22 protein-coding genes and 1 tRNA gene are annotated in these 25,490 nt (G+C 73.8%); 15 read left to right on the top strand and 8 right to left on the bottom strand.

Going from position 1 to position 25,490, the window contains the following annotated elements; genetic code table 11:
- The first annotated feature begins 3 nt into the window (after window positions 1–3).
- On the top strand, window positions 4–1,659 hold the full coding sequence (locus ACIRRU_RS07660; RefSeq protein ID WP_403677460.1) for a bifunctional aspartate transaminase/aspartate 4-decarboxylase: 1,656 nt from the start codon (window positions 4–6) through the stop codon (window positions 1,657–1,659).
- Window positions 1,660–2,187: 528 nt separating this feature from the next.
- On the opposite strand, the gene ACIRRU_RS07655 is transcribed toward ACIRRU_RS07660, so the two are convergent.
- Window positions 2,188–3,654: a sensor histidine kinase gene (locus ACIRRU_RS07655; protein ID WP_403677456.1), complete on the bottom strand. Its 1,467-nt coding sequence runs from the start codon at window positions 3,652–3,654 to the stop codon at window positions 2,188–2,190.
- A complete protein-coding gene (locus ACIRRU_RS07650) occupies window positions 3,651–4,391 on the bottom strand; it encodes a response regulator transcription factor (protein WP_403677453.1) in 741 nt (246 codons plus the stop codon). Before ACIRRU_RS07650 ends, ACIRRU_RS07655 begins: the two co-directional genes overlap by 4 nt.
- Before the next feature lie 180 nt (window positions 4,392–4,571).
- Between ACIRRU_RS07650 and ACIRRU_RS07645 the strand changes: the two genes are divergently transcribed.
- Entirely contained in the window at window positions 4,572–5,117 is a 546-nt protein-coding gene (locus ACIRRU_RS07645; protein WP_403677450.1) for a hypothetical protein, read from the top strand.
- A gap of 82 nt (window positions 5,118–5,199) precedes the next feature.
- Here the strand turns inward: ACIRRU_RS07645 and ACIRRU_RS07640 are convergent, their stop codons facing one another.
- Together ACIRRU_RS07640 and ACIRRU_RS07635 are read right to left on the bottom strand one after the other, a co-directional pair.
- Window positions 5,200–6,147 carry a spermidine synthase gene (locus ACIRRU_RS07640; protein WP_403677447.1) on the bottom strand — a complete coding sequence of 316 codons (948 nt, stop codon included), beginning with the start codon at window positions 6,145–6,147 and terminating at the stop codon, window positions 5,200–5,202.
- A 160-nt stretch (window positions 6,148–6,307) separates the two neighbouring features.
- Window positions 6,308–6,715, bottom strand: a complete 408-nt coding sequence (locus tag ACIRRU_RS07635) for a hypothetical protein (RefSeq protein WP_403677444.1) — start codon at window positions 6,713–6,715, stop codon at window positions 6,308–6,310.
- Between the two features lie 245 nt (window positions 6,716–6,960).
- Here ACIRRU_RS07635 and ACIRRU_RS07630 point away from each other — a divergent pair, with 245 nt between their 5' ends.
- On the top strand, window positions 6,961–8,367 hold the full coding sequence (locus tag ACIRRU_RS07630; protein ID WP_403677441.1) for a tetratricopeptide repeat protein: 1,407 nt from the start codon (window positions 6,961–6,963) through the stop codon (window positions 8,365–8,367).
- A gap of 12 nt (window positions 8,368–8,379) precedes the next feature.
- On the opposite strand, the gene ACIRRU_RS07625 is transcribed toward ACIRRU_RS07630, so the two are convergent.
- Window positions 8,380–8,976 (bottom strand): histidine phosphatase family protein, encoded by a 597-nt coding sequence (locus tag ACIRRU_RS07625; RefSeq protein WP_403677437.1) that lies wholly within the window; start codon window positions 8,974–8,976, stop codon window positions 8,380–8,382.
- Between the two features lie 258 nt (window positions 8,977–9,234).
- Here ACIRRU_RS07625 and ACIRRU_RS07620 point away from each other — a divergent pair, with 258 nt between their 5' ends.
- From ACIRRU_RS07620 to ACIRRU_RS07590, 7 genes are all read left to right on the top strand, one after another.
- A complete protein-coding gene (locus ACIRRU_RS07620) occupies window positions 9,235–10,392 on the top strand; it encodes a phosphatase PAP2 family protein (protein WP_403677871.1) in 1,158 nt (385 codons plus the stop codon).
- Window positions 10,304–11,497 (top strand): hypothetical protein, encoded by a 1,194-nt coding sequence (locus ACIRRU_RS07615; RefSeq protein ID WP_403677868.1) that lies wholly within the window; start codon window positions 10,304–10,306, stop codon window positions 11,495–11,497. The genes ACIRRU_RS07620 and ACIRRU_RS07615 overlap by 89 nt, the downstream gene beginning before the upstream one ends.
- Window positions 11,488–13,164, top strand: a complete 1,677-nt coding sequence (locus ACIRRU_RS07610) for a hypothetical protein (RefSeq protein WP_403677434.1) — start codon at window positions 11,488–11,490, stop codon at window positions 13,162–13,164. Before ACIRRU_RS07615 ends, ACIRRU_RS07610 begins: the two co-directional genes overlap by 10 nt.
- Before the next feature lie 31 nt (window positions 13,165–13,195).
- Entirely contained in the window at window positions 13,196–14,530 is a 1,335-nt protein-coding gene (locus tag ACIRRU_RS07605; protein ID WP_403677431.1) for an AAA domain-containing protein, read from the top strand.
- 182 nt (window positions 14,531–14,712) lie between these two features.
- Window positions 14,713–15,054: a hypothetical protein gene (locus ACIRRU_RS07600; protein WP_363199681.1), complete on the top strand. Its 342-nt coding sequence runs from the start codon at window positions 14,713–14,715 to the stop codon at window positions 15,052–15,054.
- A gap of 184 nt (window positions 15,055–15,238) precedes the next feature.
- Window positions 15,239–15,928 (top strand): bifunctional DNA primase/polymerase, encoded by a 690-nt coding sequence (locus ACIRRU_RS07595; RefSeq protein WP_403677428.1) that lies wholly within the window; start codon window positions 15,239–15,241, stop codon window positions 15,926–15,928.
- Window positions 15,919–15,992 (top strand) — tRNA-Lys (locus ACIRRU_RS07590). Before ACIRRU_RS07595 ends, ACIRRU_RS07590 begins: the two co-directional genes overlap by 10 nt.
- Before the next feature lie 89 nt (window positions 15,993–16,081).
- On the opposite strand, the gene ACIRRU_RS07585 is transcribed toward ACIRRU_RS07590, so the two are convergent.
- On the bottom strand, window positions 16,082–17,326 hold the full coding sequence (locus ACIRRU_RS07585; protein WP_403677425.1) for a M6 family metalloprotease domain-containing protein: 1,245 nt from the start codon (window positions 17,324–17,326) through the stop codon (window positions 16,082–16,084).
- Window positions 17,327–17,746: 420 nt separating this feature from the next.
- Here ACIRRU_RS07585 and ACIRRU_RS07580 point away from each other — a divergent pair, with 420 nt between their 5' ends.
- Window positions 17,747–19,657 carry a putative bifunctional diguanylate cyclase/phosphodiesterase gene (locus ACIRRU_RS07580; RefSeq protein WP_403677422.1) on the top strand — a complete coding sequence of 637 codons (1,911 nt, stop codon included), beginning with the start codon at window positions 17,747–17,749 and terminating at the stop codon, window positions 19,655–19,657.
- Window positions 19,658–19,735: 78 nt separating this feature from the next.
- On the opposite strand, the gene ACIRRU_RS07575 is transcribed toward ACIRRU_RS07580, so the two are convergent.
- Together ACIRRU_RS07575 and ACIRRU_RS07570 are read right to left on the bottom strand one after the other, a co-directional pair.
- A complete protein-coding gene (locus ACIRRU_RS07575; RefSeq protein WP_403677419.1) occupies window positions 19,736–20,896 on the bottom strand; it encodes an LLM class flavin-dependent oxidoreductase in 1,161 nt (386 codons plus the stop codon).
- Between the two features lie 150 nt (window positions 20,897–21,046).
- The gene (locus ACIRRU_RS07570) at window positions 21,047–21,811 is read right to left on the bottom strand and encodes a decarboxylase (protein ID WP_403677416.1); all 765 of its coding nucleotides are present in this window, start codon (window positions 21,809–21,811) and stop codon (window positions 21,047–21,049) included.
- Between the two features lie 380 nt (window positions 21,812–22,191).
- Here ACIRRU_RS07570 and ehuB point away from each other — a divergent pair, with 380 nt between their 5' ends.
- The 4 genes from ehuB to ehuA are packed head-to-tail and all read left to right on the top strand — an operon-like array spanning window position 22,192 to window position 25,353.
- Window positions 22,192–23,094, top strand: coding sequence for an ectoine/hydroxyectoine ABC transporter substrate-binding protein EhuB (ehuB, locus tag ACIRRU_RS07565; protein ID WP_403677413.1), 903 nt, complete (start codon window positions 22,192–22,194; stop codon window positions 23,092–23,094).
- 18 nt (window positions 23,095–23,112) lie between these two features.
- Window positions 23,113–23,844 (top strand): ectoine/hydroxyectoine ABC transporter permease subunit EhuC, encoded by a 732-nt coding sequence (gene ehuC, locus ACIRRU_RS07560; RefSeq protein ID WP_403677410.1) that lies wholly within the window; start codon window positions 23,113–23,115, stop codon window positions 23,842–23,844.
- Window positions 23,841–24,482 (top strand): ectoine/hydroxyectoine ABC transporter permease subunit EhuD, encoded by a 642-nt coding sequence (gene ehuD / locus ACIRRU_RS07555; RefSeq protein WP_403677407.1) that lies wholly within the window; start codon window positions 23,841–23,843, stop codon window positions 24,480–24,482. Before ehuC ends, ehuD begins: the two co-directional genes overlap by 4 nt.
- Window positions 24,472–25,353, top strand: a complete 882-nt coding sequence (ehuA, locus tag ACIRRU_RS07550) for an ectoine/hydroxyectoine ABC transporter ATP-binding protein EhuA (protein WP_363199690.1) — start codon at window positions 24,472–24,474, stop codon at window positions 25,351–25,353. Before ehuD ends, ehuA begins: the two co-directional genes overlap by 11 nt.
- Window positions 25,354–25,490: the final 137 nt, after the last annotated feature.

Below are 25,490 nucleotides of genomic sequence, written 5' to 3'. Positions count from 1 at the left end.
ACCATGACCGAGAACCGGCTCAGCCGCGAGGAGATCCGGGGCTTCGCCCAGCTCTCCCCCTTCGAGCTCAAGGACACGTTCATCCGGATCGCGACGGACGCGCAGCGCGACAAGCCCGGCCAGAAGGGGCGGACGACCCGCGCCATGCTCAACGCGGGCCGGGGAAACCCGAACTGGACCGCCACCGGCCCCCGTGAGGCGTACCACGCGCTCGGCTACTTCGCGATCTCCGAGTCCCGCCGGGTGTGGACGGCCGACAACCTCGGCGGGATGCCGGAGGAGGCGGGGTGCGCGGAGCGGTTCGACCGCTTCGTCCGTACGCACCCCGAACTGCCGGGCATCGAGCTGCTGAAGGCGAGTGTGGAGCTGGCGGTGAAGCGGTTCGGCTTCGACCGGGACGCGTTCCTGCACGAGCTGGCGGACTCCTCGATCGGCGACAACTACCCGGTGCCGGACCGGATGCTGCGCCACACGGAGGAGATCGTCCGCGGCTATCTGGCGGACGAGATGTTCGACCACCGGCCACCGGAGCGGCAGAAGCTGAGCCTGTTCGCGACCGAGGGCGGCACGGCGGCGATGTGCTACATCTTCGACTCGCTGATGAAGAACGGGATCCTGGCCAAGGGCGACCGGATCGCCCTGATGGTCCCGGTCTTCACCCCGTACCTGGAGATCCCGGAGCTGGATTCGTACGGCTTCGACGTGGTCCATGTGGAGGCGAACCTGTTCGCCGAGACCGGGGTGCGGCAGTGGCGCTACCCGGAGGAGGAGATCGCCAAGCTGGCGGATCCGTCGGTGAAGATGGTCTGCTGCGTCAATCCGAGCAACCCGCCCTCCCTGGCCCTCTCCAGCCGTGTCACCGAGCAGTTGGTCTCCATCGTCGCGGAGCGGAACCCGAACCTGATCGTGGTGACCGACGACGTGTACGGGACCTTCGTGGAGGGGTTCCGCTCGCTCGCCGCCGACCTGCCGCGCAACACCCTGCTCGTCTACTCCTACTCCAAGCACTACGGGGCGACGGGCTGGCGGCTCGGGGTGATCGGGCTGCACGACGACAACGTGATCGACGCGATGCTGGGGGAGCAGGGAGCGGCGGAGAAGGAGCGGCTCGCCAGGCGTTACGGTTCCCTGTCGCTGGAGCCGGAGAAGATGCGCTTCATCGACCGGATGGTGGCCGACTCCCGGCAGGTGGCGCTGAACCACACGGCGGGACTCTCGCTGCCGCAGCAGGTGATGATGGCCCTGTTCTCCCTCTTCGACATGCTGGACGAGGGCCAGGAGTACAAGCACCGCATCCGGGCGATCGTGCGGCAGCGTCTCGAACTCCTCCTGGAGGGCGTGCACATGAAGGTCTCGGAGGACCCGAAGCGGGCCGCGTACTACATCGAGCTGGACCTGCTGGCGGAGGCGGAGCGCGTCCACGGCAAACCGTTCGCCGACTATCTGAAGGCGAACTACGAGCCGGTCGACCCGCTGTTCCGGCTGGCCGAGCAGACCTCGGTGGTGCTGCTGAACGGCGGGGGTTTCGACGGGCCCGAGTGGTCGGTGCGGGTGTCGCTGGCCAATCTGGACGACCTGGACTACCTGAAGATCGGCCACCACCTGCGGGCGATCTTCGACGAGTACGCCCAGGAGTGGTGGGAGCGACGAGCGGGTTAGGGGCGCGCCCCGGCCGGAGGTGGGGGTGATCCGGCCGGGGCACGCGGGTGGGGGGTGTGGTGGCCCGGGGGCTCGCGGTGGGGGACGCGGTGGGGGTGGCCCTCGGTGTGGACGCGGTGGTCGGGCGGTCGCTGGACGTCTCGTACGGGACCGGCTGTCCCGGACGGGATGCGGAGCACGCTAGCGACTGCGGAACGGGCAAAGAGGGCGTTACGGAGGCGCGTTGACGTTCTTAGGACGGGCTTAAGGAAGGGATGGGGCCGGGTTAAGGACACGGGGTGGAGGCGCGCCGCCCAGGTCGCGGGGCGGCGGGGGCGGAGGGAGCGGCGAGGGTCGGCGGGCCCGGAGGTGCGGGTCCGGGCGCGGCGGCGGGCCCGGGGTGCGGGGCGCGGGTCAGCGGTCCCGGGGGGCGCGGGTCAGGGGTCCGAGGCTGCGGGGGGCTGGTCGTGGACCAGGGAGTGGCTGGTTGCGGGTAAGGGGGGGCGGGTCCGGAGGGGCCAGAGGGGGCGTCCTCGGACTCTGGAGGGGTCAGGCCCGCGGAGCGGTGCCCGTCGTGGTGCGGGGTTCTCCGCGGCGCTGGCGGCCGACCCGGCGGCCGTGGCCGCGGCGGCCGCGCTCCGGGCGGCTGCCGTGCAGCCCGATCCAGATGCGGACCTCGGTGCCGCCGAGCACGGACCGCCCGATACGCAGGTCGCCCCCGGTGGATTCGGCGACCCGGCGCACGATGTCCAGCCCGAGCCCGGTGGAGCCGACCTCGCCGCCCTCCGCGGCGCGTCCGCTGGCGCCCCGCGCGAGGGCCGCCTCCGGGTCGGGGATGCCGGGGCCCGCGTCGGAGACGAGCACGATGACCGCGTCGCCGCTGTGGTGCACGTCGACCGCGAAGGCGGTGCCCTCCGGGGTGTGGCGGAAGACGTTGCCGAGCAACGCGTCCAGGGCGGCGGCCAGTTCGGGCCGGGCCACGGGGAGGCGTACCGTACGGTCGACTCCCGCCAGGCGCACCTCGCGGCCCTCGTCCTCCGCCAGCGCCGACCAGAAGCCCATGCGCTCGCGGATCACCTCGGAGGCGTCGCACCCCGCGCCCGCCCCGGCCGGCACGCCCTGGGTCTGCGGTCGCTGTTCGCGGGCGGTACGGATGATCGTGTCGACCTCGTGCTCCAACTGCTGGACCGCCGCCCGGGTCTGTTCGGCGGCCGGGCCCTCACCGAGGGACGCGGCGTTGAGCCGGAGCACCGTCAGGGGGGTGCGCAGCCGGTGCGAGAGGTCCGCGGCCAGCTCACGCTCGTTGGCCAGGAGCTGGACGACCTGGTCGGCCATCGAGTTGAACGCCACGGCCGCGGAACGGAGTTCGGTGGGGCCCTCCTCGGGGACGCGGGTGGACAGGCGCCCCTCCCCCAGGTCGTGGGCGGCGCCCGCGAGGCGCTGGGCGGGCCGCACCATCCGCACCCCGAGCCGGTCGGCGACCGCGACGGAGCCGACGATCAGCGCGACGCCGACGCCCGCCAGTATCAGCCAGGCGGTGGCGACCCCGTTGGAGACCTCGCCCTCGGGGACGAACACCTCGACGACGGCGATGTCCCCGCTGCTGAGCGCGGTCGGCTGGAGGAGCGCGAAGCCGTCGGCGACCTCGGCGATCGAGGCCCGGCCGTCCTCGCGCACGGTCTCGATGGCCTCGGTCGGGGCCCGCCGGGTGCCGATATCCAGCGCCTCGCCCTTCCCTCCGGCGCCGGCATCGGCGTCGGCACCCTCGGAGGGCGGCGGTACGTGGACGGCGAGGTGGCCCCGGCCGCCGGGCTCGGTGGACAGCACGGCCCGGGTCAGCTCCTCGCGGTCGGTGGTGATGGAGAGGGTCGGGGCGATGCTGGCGGCCTGCCGTTCGGCGTCGGAGAACGCCCGGTCACTGGCCATCTCGCGGATGACGAGCCCGAGCGGCACGGCGAAGGCGATCACGACCATCGCGGTGACCGCCAGGCAGACCTTGACCAGGGCCCATCTCATGCGGGCGGCTCCGCGACCGGCGCCCCCGAGCCGGTCGTGTCCGGGGCGTCGGCGGGCGGCTGGAGCTTGACGCCGACGCCCCGCAGGGTGTGCAGATAGCGCGGGCGGGCCGCGGTCTCACCGAGCTTGCGGCGCAGCCAGGACAGGTGGACGTCGATGGTCTGGTCGTCGCCGTAGGACTGCTGCCAGACCTCGGCCAGCAGCTCCTTGCGGGCGACGACCACCCCGGGCCGCCCGGCCAGGAAGGTCAGCAGGTCGAACTCGCGTCGGGTCAGGTCCAGTTCGGCGCCGTCCAGCTCGGCGCTGCGGCGCAGCGGGTCGATGGCGAGTCCGCCGACCCGGATGATCCGGGGCGGCGGGGTCTCGCCGCCCGTGGCGCGCGAGCGGCGCAGCACGGCGGCCATCCGGGCGGAGAGGTGCTCCACGGAGAATGGTTTCGTCAGGTAGTCGTCCGCCCCGTCGTTGAGCAGCCGGACGATCTCGCTCTCGTCGTCCCGGGCGGTGGCGATGATCACGGGCACGTCCGTGATGGACCGCAGCATCTTCAACGCCTCGCCGCCGTCCAGGTCCGGCAGCCCGAGGTCGAGGATGACCACGTCGAACCGGAAGTGCGCGACCTCGCGCAGCGCTTCGAGCGCGGTGCCCACGCTCCGCACCGTGTGGGAGGCCTCACTGAGGTGCCGGATGAGGGCGGAACGTACGAATTGGTCGTCCTCGACCACGAGCACACTTGCCATGGGCGGCACCGTACGCCATGCGGTCGGGCCGGGTCCTCCGGCCGCCGGAAACCCCTCCCCGGCCGCCGGAACCGTCCCCAGGGGTGCGGGAATCGCCTCTGATCGCACCGGGCGGCCCGGGGCGCGCCAGTTCGAGGGGCGGCGGGACGGCCCCGGGGCCGGTGGTGCAGAATGCGCCGGATGCGACGAGGACTGGTCCACACGATCGCGTGGTCGCTCGCCACGGGCGCGGCGGTCACGCTGTCGTGGTGGGGGGTGCACACGGTCATGACGGGGACGGCGTACGACCCGCCCCGGGCCGTGCCGGTCTCCGTGGGTTCGGGGCCGCCGCACCGGATCGGGCAGGGCACCGGGGAACCGCTCGTCTCCTCGACGCACCGGTCGTCCCCGTCGCCCTCCCCCTCGCCGCCCCCGCGCGAGGCCAGTCCCTCGCCCGCGTCCCCGCGCCCTTCCCGTACGCCGTCGAGCGGCCCGGTGAAGCCGCCCGCGCCCTCGGGTTCGGGCGAGGTGAAGAGCTATCGCACCGACGGCGGCCGGGTGGTCTTCGAGCTGGGGAGCAGTTCGGCGAAGCTGGTCTCGGCGACACCGCGGCCGGGCTGGTCGATGCGGGTGTGGACGAACGCCGAATGGATCCGGGTCAACTTCGAGGACGGGCGCGGGGCGACGTACTCGGTGTTCTGCACCTGGAACGGGCATCCGCCGCTGGTGCAGATCGTCGACCCGTGAGGACGTCTCCCGCTCGGGAGCCATTACCTGGTGGTGCTCTTTCTCGTCCGGGAGCCGTCGGCCCGTCAGGGCCGCTCTACGCTCAGGAGTTGTCGAAGACCGAGGGCGGGGGCGTCGGGGACGGGCGGGCGTCCGCGTCGGTGACGACGGCCGCGCCGCCGGTGAAGTCGGTGAGAGCGCGCCCATGTTCGACGCGGCCGGGGTGCGGGTCGCTCGCCACGCGGCGGGTGAACTCGGCGACCGGCAACGGCAGGGCGGAGGCGTACAGCACCGCGTTGCCGAAGCGGCGGCCCCGCCACACCACCGGGTCGGCGGCGAGCGCCAGTTCGGGGAAGACGGCGGCGGCGGTCGCGACCTGGCCCCGCAGATGGGCGAGCGGCGGCCCGTCGGCCAGATTGGCGGCGTAGCTCCCGCCGGGCTTCAGCACCCGGCGCACCTCGGTGAGGAAGTCGGCGGAGGTGAGGTGGGCCGGGGTGCGGGCCCCGGCGAAGACGTCGGCGATGACGAGGTCGGCCCAGTCGTCCGGGAACCTGCCGAGCCCCTCGCGGGCGTCGGCCGCCCTGACCCGGACGCGGGCCCTCTCGTCCAGCGGGAGGTGGTCCCGCACGAACTGGGCGAGTGGGGCGTCGATCTCGACGATCTGCTGGGTGGAGCGGGGGCGGGTCGCCGCGGTGTACCGGGCGAGGGTGAACGCTCCGCCGCCCAGGTGCAGAACCTGCAACGGCTGCTGCGGGGGCGCGAGGAGGTCGATGACGTGGCCGAGCCGCCGCTGGTAGGCGAACGAGAGGTACGTGGGGTCGTCCAGGTCCACGTGGGACTGCGGGGCGCCGTCGATCAGCAGGGTGCGGCCGCGTGGACGCTCCCGGTCGGGTATCAGCTCGGCGAGGCCGCCGTCGACCGGCCGGGTGACCGGCTCCTGCCCGTCCCGTCCACCGCCGCGGCGCTGTTCCTTCTTCCGGCCCGCCGCCTTCCCGGCCGCGCTCTTGCGGCCCTCCGCCCCGCTCCGGTCCGGCCGTCCTCGACGTGCCACGTTCGCTGATCCTCGCTGGTGGGGGCCCGGGTCACCGGCCGCGGCGGAGGCGTTCCGCCCGTGCGGCCATTATGGGCGCGACAGCGGCGTCGGGCTCAGCGGCGGTGCGATCGTGGCACCCGCACGCGGTGGCGCACCGGGGTGCGGTGGCGCGACCGGCTCAGCGGCAGCCGTCCGCGGCCTCGATCAGCCGGGCCGCCTGGTCGAGGGCTGCGCGCAGCACGGCCGGATCGGTGACCGGGGCGTCGTCGGCGGGCGGGAGGAGCCAGCCGGAGCCGGGGCCCGGCGGCTCGGCGGGGAGGCGCAGCCCGCGGCCGTCCGTCCGCGTACACGCGCTGCCCGGTACGTCCCAGGCGTCGGCGGTGCCCGGGGGGACGAGGAAGCCGAGGGTGTCGCAGGCTCCGTCGTGCAGGACCGGGCCGACGGTCTCCTGGTCTCCGCCGCGGCGGAGGATGTCGACGGCCTCCAGCCCCTGCCGGGCCGGGACCGTCACCAGGTCGCAGGACCGTTCCGCCGACCGGCCGTCCGCGGCCGTCCACGCGTCGGCCTCCGTGTCGAGGTGCAACAAGGGAACCCCTCCTCTCATCGCCGAACGGAGCCACGCTCCGTCTCTGCCCGGACCAACGCCCCGAGTGCGTCAAGGGCTACGGCCCCACACCGCCGCAAAGGGTGGCAGTTCATGGCGGATGACAACCGTTATGTCACCTTTCGTAACGAAACGCTGTGTGTGCGCCCCGTCACAGCAGGTACGTTCTTGCTCCGCCGGGACCAACGGAGAGCACGATCCCCGGCTGCACCAGAGAGGGGCCGGTCATGGCGTCGACAGGGGCAGTTCCGAACCTCACCTTCCGCGGCCTGCGCGGCCGGCGGTCCGCCGGGGAGTTCGCGGCGGCAGTACGCCGGGCGGCACGGGAGATCGGGGAACAGGTCGCGTGCGACGCCCGGTACGTGGGGCGCGTCGAGTCCGGTGAGATCCGCTGCCCCAACTACGCCTACGAGCGGGTCTTCCTGCACATGTTTCCCGGGTCGTCCCTGGCCGACCTGGGGTTCTCGGCCCGCGAGAGCGTACGGGGAAGAGGGGCGCGGGCCGTGTCCGGACCCCCGCCCGCCCCCGGGTCCCCCCGCGAGCGTCCCGATGCCCCCGGTGACACGGACGACACCAGCCACATCGATGGAACCGACGACACCGACGAGGAGAGCGACGTGCTGCGTCGCGTGTTCATGATGAGCGGCACCGCCACGGTGGCGGCCGCCTCCCTGGGGCTCGGCGGAGCCCCCGCCTCCGCCGGTGCCCCCGGCCGGGTCTTCCTGCCCGCGCAGCGCCGGGTCGGCGAGGCCGAGGTGAGCGCCGTCGAGAAGGCCGTACGGCAGATCCGGCTGCTGGACGACCGGCACGGCGCGGACGGGCTCTACCGACGGGCCGCCCAGCCGTTGCGCGCCGCGTACGAGTTGCTGGACGCGGGGATCACCGCGCGGCGAGCCACCGCGGACCGGCTGCACGCGGGCGCGGGCGAGCTGGCGATCTCGGTGGGCTGGCTGGCCCACGACTCGGGCCGCTTCGACGACGCACGGTCGCACTACGCGGAGGCGCTCGCCACGGCCCGGCTGGCCGGGGACGCGGGCCTGGAGGCGCACGCGTTCTGCAACACCTCGTTCCTGGCCCGGGACGCGGGGCGGCCGCGGGAGGCGGTACGGGCGGCGGAGGCCGGACAGCGGGCCGCCCGCGCCCTGGGCTCGCCCCGGCTGCTGTCGCTGCTCGCGCTGCGGGAGGCGGGCGGCCGGGCGGGACTGGGCGACCGTACGGGGTGCGACCGGGCGCTCGGGCGGGCGCGGGCCGCCTTCGAGCGGGGGCCGGCGGCGGCCGATCCGGAGTGGATGAGCTTCTTCCGGGAGGCGGAGCTGGAGCTGCTGGAGGCCCAGTGCTGGTCGGCGCTGGGCGACTGGTCCCGGGCGGCGCGCCACGGGCGGCGGGCGGTCGCGCTCCAGGACGCGCACTTCACCCGCAACCTGGCGTTGTACCGGGCGCAGCTGACGGGGGACCTGGCGCGGGCGGGCCGGGCGGACGAGGCGGCGGCGACGGGCCATCAGGTGCTGGACCTGCTGGACCGGGTCCGGTCCTCGCGCATCCGGGGGATGCTGGAGGGGGCGGCGCGGGTCCTGGAGTCCCGGGGCGGGGCGGCCCCGGTCACGGCGTTCCTGACCCGCCACCGGGGCGGCTGAACGCGGGGCGGGCTACCGCTCCAGGTGGCCCGTGTCGTTCCAGCGTTCCACCGCCGGTTCGCCGTACGCCCAGCCCAGGACCGACAGCGATGTCGGCTCCAGGCGGACGCGGGCGCCGAAGGACAGGTCCTCCCCGAGCCACCGCGCGCCCAGCGCCCGCAGGATGTGGCCGTGGGCGAAGACCAGGACGTCCCGGTCCGCCGACCGCGCCCAGGCGACGATCTCGTCCGCGCGGGCCGCGACGTCCGCGACGGACTCCCCGCCGGGGACCCCGTCCCGCCAGATCAGCCAGTCGGGCCGGTCCGCCTTGATCTGCGCCGGGGTCAGGCCCTCGTACGCCCCGTAGTCCCACTCCATCAGCGCGTCCCACGTCCCGGCCCGGCCTCCGAACCCGGCCAGCTCGCAGGTCTCGGCGGCCCGGACGAGCGGGCTGGTGCGGACCTCGACGCCGGGCAGGCCCGCCCACGGCGCCCGGTGGAGCCGCTCGCCGAGCAGCTTGGCTCCCTCGCGGCCGGTGTCCAGCAGCGGGATGTCCGTCCTGCCGGTGTGACGGCCCTGGACCGACCACTGGGTCTGGCCGTGCCGGGCGAGCAGGATGCGCGGTGCCATGAACGGCTCTCCCTGGAACGCTGACGCTGGGGTGGGTCCCATCATCCCGTACCGGCCGCCCGCGCAACCTCGGGGGCCGTACCGACGTCCCTCCCTGAACAGTCGCCCCCGCCGCCCCGTCGACCACAGCGGGCGGTCCGCGGGAGGACTACGTGGGGGATCTCCGGCAAGGGGACCCCCGGGGGAATCGGCGGCACTGTGCCGCCGTACGGTTGAACGCTCGCCGTCAGCGACGTGAACAAGGGGGAGAACGACCGGATGCCGAACGCCACCGCGCCGCCCGCGCCGGTTCATCGGCCTCGTTGGTGGACGGAGCTGCCGCTGATCGCGGTGGTCTACGCGCTGTATTCGGCGGGCCGTCTCCTGGTGCGCGGCGATGTGTCGACGGCGGTCGACAACGGTCTGGCGATCCTGCGGTTCGAGCAGGCGCTGTACCTGAACGCCGAGCATCCGCTGAACCGGCTCTTCACCACCACCCCGTCCATCGGGATCCCCGCCGACTTCGTGTACGCCTCGCTGCACTACGTGGTCACCCCGGCCGTCCTCGTCTGGCTCTTCCGCCGCAGGTCGGCCGCCTACCGCGCGGCCCGGGTCTGGCTGATGAACTCGACGCTGCTGGGGCTGGTCGGCTTCACGCTGATGCCGACGTGTCCGCCCCGGCTGCTGGACGCGAGCCACGGCTTCGTCGACACGATGGCGCAGTACAGCGCGTACGGCTGGTGGGGCGCGGGCGCGAGCGCCCCGCGCGGGCTGAGCGGGATGACCAACCAGTACGCCGCGATGCCGAGCCTGCATGTCGGCTGGTCGATCTGGTGCGGTGTCCTGCTGTGGCGGCACGGCCGTCATCCTCTCGTCCGGGCGGCGGGCGTCGCCTATCCGCTGATCACCACCGTCGTCGTGATGGGCACCGCCAACCACTACTTCCTGGACGCCGTCGCGGGCGCCGCGGTGATGGGCCTCGGAGCGCTGCTGGCCAGGCCCGCCATGCGGATCGCCGACCGGTGCAAGGCCTGGGGCGGCGCCCGCCTGGTCCGCCCGCTCGCGGAGCGGTTCCGGGACGTCCCGAATGCCAGGGGTGCCAGGGGTGTCCGGACCGCACGGGCCGCCGACGCCGCCCGCGGTCCCGGGGGCTCTTCGACGGCCGGCCCGGGGGCCGTCCGGGCGGGTGGTCCGAGGGGCGCTCCGGGTGGCGGCGCGGGGACCGGTCCGAGGGGCGTTCCGGTGCGAGTGCCGGCCGGTGTTTCGGCGACCGTGTCCCGTGATGTCAGTGCCGGGTGCGAGACTTCCGCGGGTGAGCGAATCCCCGGCCAGCGGACCTCCTCCGCAGATCCCCCCGGCGCGGCAGTCGGCGGCGCGGCAGCCCGAGCCGCAGCCGACGCGAGCGCGAGCGACGACGCTCCGGCAGCGGCTCGCTGAGCTGCGCGGCCCCTCCGTCGCGCCGCATCCGCTCGACGCCCGCGCACTGGCCGCCCTCGCCGCGAATCCCGGCTGCAAGCGGCGGGCCCTGCTGGACGGCGCCGGGGTCGACAAGAGCGTCCTGGCCACCGCGCTCGGCTCCCCCGCCCCCTTCGGCCAGTCCCAGTTCGCCTTCATGCGCGGCAACGCCTTCGAGGCGCGGGTCAAGGCCGACGGCGGTGCGGAGCTGCTGCGCCTGCTGTACGAACACCTCGGGGACGGCGCTCCGGCCCCGGACACGGACGTCGCCGCCCCCGATCTGAGCGCCGCCGGTCCCGAGGGCCGCGCCGCGCGCACCGCGCTCGCGCTGCGGGAGGCGACGGCGGCCGGCGGCTGGGCGCTGCTGGACCACCCGATGCTGGCCCTGGAGGTGGCGGGCTCCCCCGCCTATCTGGAGCCGGACGCGGTGGTGGTGCACCCCGACGGCCGGTGGACCGTCGTCGAGATCAAGTCGTTCCCCATGATCGACGCCTCCGCCGACGCCGCGAAGGTCGGGGCCGCCGCCCGCCAGGCCGCGGTGTACGTGCTGGCGCTGGAGCGGGTCGCGGCGGTGACCGAGGGCGCCGAGGTGGGCCACCGGGTGCTGCTGGTCTGCCCCAAGGACTTCTCCAACCTGCCGACCGCCTCCGTCGTCGACGTACGCAAGCAGCGGGCCGTCACCCGCCGCCAGCTGACCCGGCTCACCCGGATCGAGGACATCGCGGACGCCCTGCCGGAGGGGACCACGTTCGACCCGGCGTGCTCGCCGCGGGAGCTGGGGGCGGCCGTCTCCGCCGTGCCCGCCGCCTACGCCCCCGAGTGTCTGGCCGCCTGCGAGCTGGCCTTCCACTGCCGGGCGAGCTCCCGGGCCGGGGGCGCCGTGGAGACGCTGGGCCGGAGCGTGCGCGGTGAGCTGGGCGGGCTGACCACGGTGGCGGGGGTGCTGGCCGCCGCCGCGGGCAAGGAGGGCGACCCCGCCGACCCCACGGTCGCGGCGCTGCGGCGGGCCGCCGCGCTGCGCGCCGAGGCGCTGGAGAGCGCCGCCCTGCGTGACCGGGACCGGGAGGCGGCCGCCGTATGTCGCTGATCACCACGCTCGCCCGGCTGGAGGCCGTCGACTCCGGGCGCGCCCAGCCGCTGGCGACCGTCCGCCACCGCCGTCTCACCGACCGGCCGCTGGTGCTGGTGCCGCTGACCACCGCCGGTGAGGCCGGGGCCCCGCTGGGGGCGCTGGTGGGCACGGACCGGGAGGCGCCCCGGCTGCTGGCGGTCGCCCAGCCGCGCGACCGGGACCTGCGGTTCGCGTTCCTGGCGGAGCTGGCGGAGGCCGTCCTTCCGCACCTGGAGGCGTACGCGGACGTCGTCGAGCCCGCCGAGCGCAACGAGACCGACCCGGCGACGGGCAGGCGGACCAAGGTCGAGGTCGAGCTGTGCACGGACGCGCCGCAGCTGATCGTGCCGAGCCGGGCGGGCGTCGAGTTCGTCCGGCTGCTGGGCCGGTCCATGCGCTTCCGCCGCACCGCCGAGGACGACCCGGACACGCCCTACCCGGCCCCGGCCCGGGTTCCGCTGCTCGGCCGCTGGCTGACGCACTACGGGGAGCGGGCCCGGGTGCCCGGCTCCGCGCTGCTGCTGGCCGCCACGGACCTGCTGAACCGGCACTGGGCGACCGGGCAGAGCAGCCTGGAGGACCAGCACCTGGGGGCGCTGCTCGCCTGGATCGACCCGCCGGACGGCTCCTCGGGGGCGGAGGCTGCGCTCCATGCCGAGCTGGCCCGGGACGGCGAGCACCAGCTGCTCTGCCCGCCCGCGGGCCCGGCCACCGACCCGGACTTCGACAACCGGCTCCTGGCCCCCGCGATCGAACGCTACGACCGGGCGCGTACGGCGCTCGCGACCGCCGAGGACGGGCTCGCGGCGGACGAACGGCTCGGTGCGCTGAGCGGTGCCGAGCGGGAGATCCGGTCGCTGCTGGCGAAGGTGACGCTGCCGACGTGGGACGCGGTGTGGCGCGGGCTCGACCTGCTGCGGGAGCTGCCGGAGGGGGCCCGGACCGAGGACCGCTGGACCCGGGACCGCTGGTCGTTCACCGGTCACCGGGACCGGGTGCGTTCGGGCGAGCCGCCGCAGCCGCGCCGCGACGACGCGGTGACCGCCGCGCAGAAGCTGGCGTCCCGGGAGACCGCCCAGGCCCAGCTGGAGGCCCAGGAGGCGCTGGACGATCCGCTGGTGCTGGCGGGACGGCGGCTCGCCGGAGAGGCGTTCCTGGCCACGGTGACCGGCGTCGAGATGGCGTACACCGAGTCCAAGCGGCCCTCCCCGCGCCCGCTGGTCACCGTCCGCACCGACGAGCGCCCGCACCTGGGCGAGCGGACGAAGGTGTACCGCTCCCTGGAGGGCAAGCCGCAGTCGGCGGAGTTCGTCCGGTGGTACGCCCCCGGGCCGGCGGGCGGAGAGTCCGGGGCGGCGGGCGCGGTCCCGGACGGGGACGGGGACGCGGCCGGGGACGGCGGCGAGATCCTGCTCGTGCTGCGGATCCTGGACCGGATGGGCCGGGGCAAGGAGCCCGCGCCCGGTTCGCTGCCGGAGCCCGGGGAACGGATCGCCTGGACCCTGTTCGAGCACGACCAGCGCTCCGGGCCGAAGCTGCCGGACCCGGAGGAGACACCGTGGACGCACGGCGGCCCGCCGGGCGCGGACCCCGCCGCGCGCGGCGAGCGCCCCGACCCCGTGACCCCGGAGGACCTGCTGTGAGCCTCAGCCCGATCGCCCCGGAGGGCCGACCGTGAGCACCGTCTTCGATCCCGGTGCGGCGGCCGCGCGGGCGACCGGCGCGATCCTCGACGACACCCTGCGCGGCTCTTCCCGCGGCATCGTCGTGGACTCCCCGCCCGGCGCGGGGAAGTCGACGCTGGTGGTCCGGGCGGCCCTGGAGCTGGCCGCCGCCGGACGCCCGCTGATGGTGGTCGCGCAGACCAACGCCCAGGTGGACGACCTGGTGCTGCGCCTCGCCGAGAAGGAGCCGGAGCTGCCGGTGGGGCGGCTGCACAGCAGCGACTCCGACCCGTACGACAAGGCCCTCGACGGTCTCGCCAACGTGACGAAGTCGGCGAAGGCGGCGGACCTGGCCGGGCTCGACGTGGTGATCTCGACGGCCGCCAAGTGGGCGCACGTGAAGAACGTGGAGCCGTGGGGGCACGCGATCGTCGACGAGGCCTACCAGATGCGTTCGGACGCGCTGCTGGCCGTGGCCGGGCTGTTCGAGCGGGCGCTGTTCGTCGGGGATCCGGGGCAGCTGGACCCGTTCTCGATCGTCGGCGCGGACCAGTGGGCGGGGCTGAGCTACGACCCGTCCGCGAGCGCCGTCTCCACGCTGCTCGCGCACAATCCGGAGCTGCCGCAGCACCGGCTGCCGGTCTCCTGGCGGCTCCCGGCGTCGGCAGCGCCGCTGGTGTCGGACGCGTTCTACCCGTACACGCCGTTCCGCAGCGGTACGGACCACGGGGACCGGAAGCTGTCCTTCAAGGTGGCGTCGGACGGCTCGGGCCCGGACCGGGTGCTGGACGAGGCGGCGGAGTCCGGGTGGGGGCTGCTGGAGCTGCCGGCCCGGCACACCCCGCGTACGGACCCCGAGGCGGTGCGGGCGGTGGCGCTGGTGGTCCGGCGGCTGCTGGACCGGGGCGGCGTCGCGACGAGCGAGCGGGCCGAGGGCCCGGTGCCGGTGACGGCGGACCGGGTGGCGGTCGGCACGGCCCACCGGGACCAGGCGGCCGCGGTGCGGGCGGCCCTCGCGGACCTGGGCGTCACGGGGGTGGCCGTGGACACGGCGAACCGCCTCCAGGGCCGCGAGTTCGACGTCACGGTGGTCCTGCACCCGCTGTCGGGCCGCCCCGACGCCACCGCGTTCCACCTGGAGACGGGCCGCCTGTGCGTGCTGGCCTCCCGGCACCGGCACGCGTGCGTCGTGGTCTGCCGGGAGGGGGTGGCGGACCTGCTCGACGAGCACCCCTCGACGGAGCCGGTCCAGCTGGGCGTCACGGTGAAGTTCCCCGACGGCTGGGAGGCCAACCACGCGGTGCTGGCGCACCTGGCGGAGCGGCGGGTGCGGTGGCGGCCCTGAGCGCCGCCGTAGGCACTCCGGAGCCGGGCGCACCGCGCGCGCTCCCGTTCACGCCCCGGCCCTCTTGCGCGGGGTTGGACAATGGAGGGTGGCCGTCCGGGTCGCCCCTGGCCGTCCGGGTCGTCCGGACCATCAGGTCGTCGAGCCGCCAGGCCGCCAGGCCGTCCGAGGAGGAACAGCACATGACAGAGTCCGAGCGGAACGAACGGCAGCGGCTGCGCCCCGCGCCCCTGCTCTTCGAGCCGTCTCAGGCGGCGGCCGACCCGGAGCACTTCTTCGACCTGGAGTCGATGGAGGACCCCCGCGAGCTGCTGGCCCGCGCCACCGAGCTGACGCACGCGTTCCGGGCGGCGGCGGACCGGTCGGTGGAGTTCCAGGCGATCGCGGCGGCCCAGCTCGCCGACCCGCGCCGCTTCGACCGGCTGACGCCCGCGGACGTCGCGGAGCGGGCGGAGTGGACCGAGGACTACGCGAAGAAGATGATCGAGTTCGGCCGGTCCCTGCTGGACGCGCCGACGCCCTGATCCCGCGGGCCGCCGCGACCGACGGGAAGGGCCCCGGCTCCCCCACCCGGTCCGCTGCGGCACCGGACCGGGGTCAGGTCCCGTGGCATATTCCGGCGGGCACGATACCCCTCGTCCTCCCGCCCTGTCCCGGTTTCCGGCAACTCTCGGAATCAGTCCCGTCACTCCCGGTAGACCTGAGTGCATGAGCGCATGGCTGAAAGACGAAACGACCCTGCACGCCGGTGCCGCCACCGCGCACCACGGCGTCGACATCTTCGCCCTGCTGCGGGACCAGTCCGGACAGCAGGCCGCCCAGGTCACCGCGGCCGGCGCCGCCTGGCTCGCCGGAGCCACGGCCTATCCGCGCAGCACGCTCGCCCAGTGGGAGGAGCACCCGGACGCGCCCGCGGTGCTGCCCTGCGGTTCCGCTTTCGACGTCGTCAACGTGCCCGCGCTGTTCGGGCGGCGGATGGTGGAGCGCTTGTGGTCCGAGGGCCCCGGCTCCGGGCCGGTCGCCACGCACCGCGGCCGGATGCTGCTGTTCGCGGCCCCCGGGACGGCCCAGCGGCTGCCCTCGCTGCTCGCCTGGGAGGAGTGGGGGGCGGGCGGCCCCCCGGAGACCGGGCGACAGCGGGGCGGGGTGCCGCCGCTGCTCTGCCACGGGACCGGGGACGCCGTGACCGTACCGCCGCTGACCTGCGGTTCGTCCGAGGGCGGGCCGCGCTGGCTGGTCGCGCCGGACACCCGTAGCCCGTGGCTGCCGGGGCCCGACGCGCTGCTCTGGGCCTGTGTCCGGGTGAGCCGGTCGGCGACCTCCCGGGGCACCGCGGGTGCGATTTTTCCTCGGGCGGATCTGGATGCTAATGTCTACGACGTCACCAGGCGCCGTTAGCTCAGTTGGTTAGAGCAGCTGACTCTTAATCAGCGGGTCCGGGGTTCGAGTCCCTGACGGCGCACCGACGGAAGAAGCCCCTCGCGGAAGCGGGGGGCTTCTTCGTGTGCGCGTTCCGTTTTCGCCCTCTCGATCGCCCTCCTCGTGCGGGGTTCAGAGGCCGGTGGTGACGCGGACCGTCCAGGAGCCGGACGCGGTGCGGTCGGCCACCTCGATACGGGTGCCGTCGCCGGGCACGGTGAAGGTCTCCCCCACGCCGAGAGGCGCGTCGGCGAGCGGCGGGTAGACCGAGCGGTCCCAGCAGGCCCCGGTCTCCGGGTGGGTGTCCACCACCTCGACGGGCCCGTCGCCGGAGACCGTACCGCTGCGGATGCGGTAGATCAGGATGCCCTCGGTACAGGTGTCCCGGTCGTTCCCGGTGGCGCTGCGGGCCTCGATCGCCAGCGCACTGTCGACGCCGGTGCGGATGACGGCGAGCCGGGTCCCCATCGACCCGCCGGGCGGCGGGGCGGCGGCGACCGGCTCCAGGGTGAGGTCGGTCGAGTCCTGGACGCAGACGACCTGCCGCCCGCCCAGCCAGCCGAGCTTCCACTTGTGCCAGCCGAACAGGTCCGGGGCGAGGCCGAACTGACTGCCCATGACGTCCCAGTCGCCCACATAGGTGTCCCAGTCGCCCTTGCCGTCGACGGGCCGGTGGTAGAGGTCGGCGAGGTCGAAGACGTGCCCGGTCTCGTGGGCGAGGACGTTGCGGTCCGGCGGGTGCTGCTCGAAGACCGTCACCACGCGGCGGATGTCGGTGCCGTCGGCGCGCAGCGGCTGGTCGAAGTTGACGACCTTGGTGGCGTCGGAGTCGACGCCGGGGGCGTCCGGGTCGGCGACCAGGTAGACGATGTCGTACGCGGAGAAGTCGACGGCCTCGTCGGCGGCGGCGATGGCGTCGCGCAGGTAGGCGGTGCGCCGCTCGGCGTCCCAGTCGCGCTCTATGGCGTACCAGGTGGAGTCGCGCGGCATCGGGGTCCAGGTCCGCTGCGGGTGGGGGCGCAGGGTGAAACCGCCGTAGCTGGAGCGTTCGAAGAAGCGGGAGGTGGCGGGGAAGTGATCGGCGGTCAGCTGCGCGGGGGTGAGCCTGGGGGTGGAGTCCGGGAAGGACAGGAAGACCATGACCGCGTCCAGGCCCTGTTCCGGGCGGGGGTAGGCGGTGTTCCAGGTGTCCAGCCCGAGCGAGTGGTGCGCCGCCGTCCGGGTCAGGGCGCAGGGCTCGGCGCCGTCCCGCGCCGCGGCCACGACGGGCCCCGCGACGAGAGACGTGGCGGCGAGCGCCAGGAGGGAGGTCGCGGCGGCCGCCACACTGCGCAGCGACGGCCGTTCCGCTCCCCCGGGTCCGCGACGCAACGGCACATCGACCTCCGGGTGGGGAAACGCGGTCCATCCCGTCCACCCTGTGCCGGTTCACGACTCCACGCCCTGTTGTGCTGCCCCACTCGGGTCAGCGGTCAGTATCACCACCCACGCCTTCACGGAACGTCACTATCAGTCAGATAAATCGGCCATCCCAACTCATCAGCTCAGAAATGATCAGGATCGGGCAAACCGGAACGTGTCCCTTCGCCCGCGCGGGGCGCTTTCCCGGTCCTCTCGCGCCCCCTTCGCGTACCCCGGTACCCGCTCGTCCCGGACCGCGAGCTGGAACGGCCGAGGCGGCACCCTCTATGCTTCACCACGCTTCCCCGCGTGGAACGGGCCCCTTGACGGGGCCGCCACCCGGTGGCCTGTCCGACCCCACCTGTTCACGACGAACCTTCACAGCGGGAGCGAGCGGTGAACGGAACCTCCGAAGGGCCGAGTGCTCCGGCAGGCACGTCCTCCGGCGCACCCCCCGCGCCGGTCACGGAGCGTCATGCCGCGGCCTCCGGCGCCCCCGCCGTCGCGGACGCCGCGCTCCGGCGCGGAACACCCCGGCCCGACGCCTCCTCGTCCGAGCTGCGCGACTACCGCGCCGCCTTCAACGCCGCCACGCTCCCCATGGCCGTCGTCGACGGCCGCGGCCAGATCCTGCGGGCCAACGAGGCGCTCGGCGGGCTCCTGGGCACGGCGACGAGCGCCCTCGCCCGGCAGCAGGCGTGCGAGCTGCTCGACCTCACCTCCGACGACCGCACCTGGCTCGCCTACCGCGAGGTGCTCCAGGGCCGCCGCTCCCGCTTCCGCTGCACCCGCCGCATCAAGCACCCCGACGGGCGCTCCCTGTGGGCCGAGGTCACCGTGGTGCCCATGACCGGCACCTCGGCCGCGGAGCCCGCCCGGGTCCTGCTGACGATCGCGGACATCAGCGACCGGCGCGAGCTCCAGGAGCGGCTGCGCCACCTCCAGATGCACGACCCGGTGACCCGGCTGCCGAACCGGACGCTGTTCTTCGAGCGCCTCGCCGCGGCCCTGGAGACCCCGCCGTACCAGGACGACTCGCCGGCGGACCGGCAGCACACCCGGATCGGGCTCTGCTATCTCGACCTGGACGGCTTCAAGGCGATCAACGACACCCTGGGCCACCGCACCGGGGACCGGCTGCTGGCCGCCGTCGCGGGGCGGCTCACCGACTGCGCGGAGAACGACGCCTCCGGCGCCTTCGGCGGCAACCGGCTGGTGGCGCGGCTGGGCGGCGACGAGTTCGCGATCCTGGTCGAGGACTCGGCGGGCACCCAGGAGCTGACCGACCTGGCCCGCTCGGTGCTCGCCGCGCTCCAGCAGCCGTTCGACCTGGCCGGGCAGCGGTTCTCGGTCTCCGCGTCGATCGGGGTGGTGGAGCGGCCCGCGGCCGGCACCTCGCCCACCGGTCTGATGCAGGCCGCCGACACCACGCTGTACTGGGCGAAGGCCGACGGCAAGGGCCGCTGGACCCTGTTCGACCCGGAGCGCAACGCCCACCGCATGACCCGGCAGTCGCTGTCCTCCACGCTCCGGCCCGCCGTGGAGCGCGGTGAGTTCACGCTGGAGTACCAGCCGCTGGTGGGGATGGCGGACGGGGTGCTGCGCGGGGTGGAGGCGCTGGTCCGCTGGAACCACCCGCAGTTCGGGATGCTCGCGCCGAATCGGTTCGTCGGCATCGCCGAGGAGGACGGCTCGATCGTGCAGCTCGGCCGGTGGGTGCTGCGCACCGCGTGCCGCCAGGCCCGGCGCTGGCAGCTGGACCACCCCGACGAGCCGCCGCTGTTCATCAGCGTCAACGTCGCCGTACGCCAGGTCTGGGACTCCGACCTGGTCGCCGACGTGGCGGAGATCCTGGCCGAGACCGGGCTGGCGGCGGGCCTGCTCCAGCTGGAGCTGACCGAGTCCGCGGTGATGGGCTCCGGCGGCCGCCCGCTGCGGGCGCTCCAGGCGCTGAGCGACATGGGGGTGCGGATCGCCATCGACGACTTCGGCACCGGGTACTCCAACCTCGCCTACCTGAGCAGGCTGCCCGTCTCCGTGCTGAAGCTGGACGGCGCGTTCGTCCGGGGCTTCCGCTACGAGGACGGCACGCACCCGAGCCCGGCCGACGAGACGATCGTGGAGGCCATGGTGCAGCTGGCGCACCGCCTGGGGCTGACCGTCACCGCGGAGTGCGTGGAGACGGCCGGACAGGCGGAGCGGCTGCGGCGGATCGGCTGCGACACCGGGCAGGGCTGGCTGTACTCACGGGCCGTTGCCCCGGAACGGATCGCCGGACTGATCGGCTCCCGGCCCCTGGAGGGCTGACGCACTCCCCGGGGTGGTCAGCCCTCCCGGCGAAGTCTCCGGCGCGGTCGGCGCGGGCGCGGCGCTCCGGGGCGCGGGTCAGGCGGCGGCCGTCGGCAGCCCGTACGCGTCGGCGATCAGGTCGTAGCTGCGCAGCCGCGCGTCCCCGCCGTGGGCGTTGGCGGTGATCATCAGCTCGTCGGCGCCGGTCCGCTTGGCCAGGTCGTCGAGGCCGGTGCGGACTTCGTCGGCGGTGCCGTGGACGACGTTGGCCAGCCAGCCGTCGACGAACTCCCGCTCCATCGGGGAGAAGGCGTACGCCTCCGCCTCCTCCGGGCTGGGGATCAGCCCCGGGCGGCCGCTACGCAGCCGGAGCATGGACAGCGCGCCGGTCAGCACCTCGCGCCGGGCCTCCCGCTCCTCGTCGGCGGCCAGCGCGGACACCCCGATCAGGGCGTACGGGGCGTCCAGCACGGCGGAGGGCCGGAAGGAGTCGCGATACAGGTCGAGCGCCGGGATGGTGTTCTGCGCCGAGAAGTGGTGCGCGAAGGCGAACGGCAGCCCCAGCGTCCCGGCCAGCCGGGCGCTGAAGCCGGAGGAGCCGAGCAGCCAGACGGACGGCCGGTGCGCGGACTGCACCCCGCCGGGGGCGGTCGCCTGGACCGGGCCCGGTACGGCGTGGATGCGGCTGTAGGGGTGCCCGTCGGGGAAGTCGTCGTCCAGGAACCGGATCAGCTCCATGAGCTGCTGCGGGAAGTCTTCCGCGCCCTCGTTGAGCCGGTCGCTGCGGCGCAGGGCGGCGGCCGTCGCGCCGTCCGTGCCGGGGGCGCGGCCGAGGCCGAGGTCGACCCGGCCCGGGGCCATCGCCTCCAGGGTGCCGAACTGCTCGGCGATCACCAGCGGGGCGTGGTTGGGCAGCATGACGCCGCCGGAACCGAGGCGGATGCGCTCGGTGCGGGCGGCGATGTGGGCGAGGATCACGGCCGGGGAGGACGAGGCGACCCCGGGCATCGAGTGGTGCTCGGCGACCCAGTAGCGGTGGAAGCCCCGGCTCTCGGCGAGCCGGGCGATCTCGACACCGGTGCGCAGGGCCTGGGTCGCGGTGCGGCCCTGCCCCACGGTGACCAGGTCCAGGACGGACAGCGGGACGGGGGCGGTGCCGCCCGCGACGCCCCGGATGCCGTCGCCGTCCCCCGCGGAACCCCCGCCACCGGCGCCGTTCGCCTCGTCGCGGGTCTCGTCTCCTCGGATCTCGTCCACGTGTCGGCCTCTCCCGGTCCTGTCGTGCGTGCTGCGTGCCGAAAGGCGACAACAGGAGGACGGCTCCGTTTTATTCCCGGTGGTTTTTTCCCCGGTGGCTTTTCCCGGTGGCTGTTTCCCGGCGGCGAACCGGCCCGCCGTTCCGGCTGCCTACTCGCGGACCTCGATGCCCTTCGGCTCCTGCGACCCGCGCACCGGCTCCCGGGTGGCGAACAGGGTGCCGAGCCTGGGGGCCCACATCCTGCGGTCGGCGAGGCGCAGTCCCTCCCACACCGTGACCTGGCAGGCCGTGAGGACCGGCTTGCCGAGCGCCTCCTCCAGCTCAGGGACGTAGGCGGCGGTGTGCAGGGAGGTGTCCGGGATCAGCACCACCTCCGCGTCCGGGTCGTCGGCCTCCAGCACCAGCCGCTTCACCCGCTCCGGCTCCCAGGAGCCGGCCTCGGCCGACGAGGCGGCTCCGCCGGACGCGGCCGCGACCACCTCGACGCCCGCCGACGCCAGGAACTGCGCGAAGAGCCCGGTGACGTCCTCGGGGTAGGGCGCGGCGACGGCGACGCGGCGCGCGCCCAGCTCGCGTACCGCGTGGACGAAACCGACGGAGGTGCTGGACGCGGGCAGGCCCGCCGTCCGGGCGAGCGCGGCGGCCTGCTCGTGGGCGCCCTCCCAGCCGAGTCCGAAGCTGCCCCCGGTGGACGCCCAGACCAGCGCCTCGGCGCCCGCGAGACGCAGTTCCTCGACGCCCTCGGCGATCCGGCCGGCGGCGCCGCGCTCGCGCAGCGCGTCGGGCCGGTAGGCGTCCTCGCCGGGGTCGGTGGAGAACAGGGGCAGCCGGATGTCGGTGTCGAGCAGGATCTCGATCCGCGGGAAGTCGTCCTCGGCGGCGTGGCCCGGATAAAGCAGTCCGACGGTCGTCATGTCCACTCCTTGCCTGTACGTCTCCCCTACGGTGACGGCCCGCCGCGCGGTGCGCGCGCAGTCGGTCACGTCTGCCCCGGCCTGTTCCCAGTATTCCTCCGGTGGGCCCCGGACGCGGCGCGCCGGACAGCGTCGCTGACGGCGGCGGAGTCTCCGGGGACGGCGGCGCCGAAACCGGTACCGACTCGCGGTCATGAATCCTCCGTGACGGGGGAACACGCCCCGCGCACCCCCCGTCGCCCTGCGCACCTCTCCGGGCACGGGAAGGTCACCTTCCGGCCACCGTTCGATCACAGCCCCGGGCTTCCTGCATAGACGTACGGGATCGGGCAGGCGCTCACCCTGTCCGGACTGTTCGACCTCCAGGAGATTTGCGAACCATGGCTGACTTCCCGAACCTGTCCCGCCGGGGTTTCCTCAACCGATCGGCGGCCGTGGGCGGCCTCCTCGTCGTTCCCGGCCTGCTGACCGCGTGCAGCAAGACCGACTCCGGTGCCGCGACGGGCGAGGGCGCCCTGGACAAGCTCCGCAAGCAGGGGTTCGTGCGGGTGGCGTACGCCAACGAGGCGCCGTACGGGTACATGGAGGGCAAGGAGCTCAAGGGCGAGGCCCCGACCCTGCACCGGGAGATCTTCCAGGCGCTCGGGGTGAAGGAGCTGAAGCCGACGCTCTCCGAGTGGGACGGGCTCATCCCGGGGCTCCAGGCCGGGAAGTACGACGTGGTCAGCGCGGGCATGGCCATCACCCCGGAGCGCTGCGGCAACGCGATCTTCTCCGAGCCGGAGTTCATCTCGCCGACCGCGCTGATGGTGCGGAAGGGCAACCCCAAGAAGGTCACCGACCTGGACTCCGCGAAGGAGGCCGGGATCACCATCGGCGTCATGTCCGGTGCGGTCGAGGGGAGTTACGCCAAGGGCGCGGGCATACCCGAGGGCAGCATCAAGACGCTCCAGAAGCCGCAGGACGGGGCGGACGCGGTCAAGGGCGGCCGGATCGACGCGTTCCTGCTGACCGGGATCTCGCTCCGCTGGCTGGCGAAGACCAACCCGGACACCGAGGTCACCGAGCCGTTCGTGCCGCAGATCGACGGCAACGCGCAGTTCTCACCGGGCGGCGCGGTGTTCCGCAAGGGCAACGAGGATCTGCGGGACTCCTTCAACCGCGAGCTGAAGAAGATCGTCACGGACCGCTCGCGCTACGTGCAGCTGCTGGAGCCGTACGGCTTCGGGGAGTCGGAGATCCCGCCGGAGGACCTGAAGACCGCGGACCTCTGCAAGGGCTGACGGGGCGGACGCACACGCATGAGTGACTTCTTCTCTCTCCTCGTCGAGGAGTTCCCCCAGGTCAGGTCGGGGTTGTGGGTGACGCTCCAGGCCACGGTCCTGGGCGCGCTGCTCGCGGGGGTCCTGGCCTTCGCACTCGGCCTGATGGCGGGCAGCGGGCTGCTCCTGGCCCGGGGCTTCTCCCGGGTGGTCGTGGAGTTCTTCCGGGGCACCTCGCTCTACATCCAGCTGTTCTGGCTCTACTACGCGATGCCGCTGGTGACCGGCTACGAACTGACTCCCGTCGTCTGCGGGGTGGTCGCCTTCGGCCTCAACTTCGGTGCGTACGGGGCCGAAGTGGTGCGGGGCGCGATCAACTCCGTGCCGCGCGGGCAGTACGAGGCGGCGATCGCGCTCAACCTCAGCCCGTCCAGGCGGCTGTGGAAGGTGATCCTGCCGCAGGCCTGGGTGCAGATGATCCCGAGCTTCACCAATCTGCTGATCCAGCTGCTGAAGGCCACCCCGCTGCTGTGGCTGATCTCGGCCGCCGATCTGATGACCGTGGTCCAGACGCTGCGTGACCGCACCGGTGAGACCCTCACCGCCTATCTGACCCTGCTGGCCGCCTACTTCGTGCTGGCCTACGCCCTGACGATGCTGATGAATCTGCTGGAGCGGAGTGCCAAGCGGCGGCTCGGCCTGGACAGCGGCGCGAAGAGCCTGTTCCGGAGCCGCAGCGCGTCCACGACCGCCGTGGGAGGTACCCGGTGAACGGCTTCGACTGGAACGCCGTCGGGGAGTCCCTGCCGCTCCTGCTGGAGGGCTTCCGGGTCACCGTGCTCGCCACGGTGCTCGGCACCCTGGTGGCGGCCGTGCTGGGGCTGGCCGTCGCGGTGGCCGGGCGCGCGCCCAGCAGGTTCGTGACCGTACCGGTGCGCGTGCTCACGGAGTTCGTCCGCTCCACCCCGCTGCTGGTCCAACTGGTCGGTGCGGCCGCCCTGTTCAACACGGTGGAGCCGCTGTACACCGGCATCGCGGTGCTGGGCGTCCACTACGCCGCGTACACCTCCGAGGTCTACCGGGCCGGGATCGACGGCGTACCGAAGGGGCAGTGGGAGGCGTGCCGCGCGCTGTCGCTGTCGCCCCGGCGCACCTGGCAGGCCGTGATCCTGCCGCAGGCGGTGCGCAACGTGCTGCCCGCGCTCGGGAACTACGCGGTCTCGATGTTCAAGGAGACGCCGTTCCTCGCCGTGATCACGGTGCAGGAGATGGTCTTCGAGGCCCGGAAGTACGGAGCTGACAACTTCGCGTACACCGAGGTGTTCACCCTCGCGGGCCTGATCTTCCTGGTCGCGAGCTACCCCACGTCGCTGTTGATGAGAAGGCTGGAGAAGCGCCTTGGCCACTGACCCCCTCCCCCCGAAGAAGACACGGACCCCGGACCCCGCCGACCCGGCACGGGCCTCCGTGGACCCGGCCCCGGTGGACGCGGTCGCGGCGAGCGCGTCCACGGGTGAGCCGCTGGTGCGCTTCGACAAGGTGGTCAAGCGCTACGGCGACCATGTGGTCCTGGACGAGCTGGACTTCACCGTGGAACGCGGTCAGCACGTCACCCTGATCGGGCCCAGCGGCTCGGGCAAGACCACGATCCTGCGGCTGCTGATGACGCTGGAGAAGGTCAGCGACGGGGTGATCTGGGTCGACGGCTCCCCGCTGACGCACCTCCGGCAGCCGGACGGTTCACTGAAGCCGGCGGGCGAGAAGCAGCTGCGGGAGTCCCGGAAGAAGATCGGGATGGTCTTCCAGCAGTTCAACCTCTTCCCGAACATGAAGGTCCTCCAGAACATCACCGAGGCCCCTGTCAGCGTGCTCGGCAGGAGCCGCGAGGAGGCGGAGACCCGGGCCCGGGAGCTGCTGGACCTGGTGGGGCTCTCGGCGAAGGTCGACGCCCACCCCTCCCAGCTGTCCGGCGGGCAGCAGCAGCGGGTCGCCATCGCACGGGCCCTGGCCATGGAGCCGGAGATCCTGCTCCTGGACGAGGTGACGTCCGCGCTCGACCCGGAGCTGGTGGCGGGCGTGCTGGAGCTCTTGGAGGACATCGCCAGGAACACCGACATCACCATGGTCTGCGTGACCCACGAGATGAGCTTCGCCCGGGACGTCTCCGAGAAGGTGCTGATGTTCGACGCGGGCCGGGTCGTGGAATCCGGATCACCGGAAAAAATCTTCTCCGATCCGTCCCACGAACGTACGCGCGAATTCCTCAACGCGGTGCTGTGACCTCCTGATTGCTCCACCGACCATGCCAGGCGCATATGCCAGACAGGTGCGCCCCTGCTGACAGCTCCGTGGCGCGGCCTCCGGGCGCGTCAACTGCCGCCCCACGGAGCCGCGTCGGCCGCTATCGTGGGGCGAAA

Origin of the sequence: Streptomyces sp. NPDC101181, from assembly GCF_044767975.1 — a bacterium.
Lineage (GTDB): Bacteria > Actinomycetota > Actinomycetes > Streptomycetales > Streptomycetaceae > Streptomyces.
This window is presented reverse-complemented; position numbering and strand designations above follow the sequence as displayed.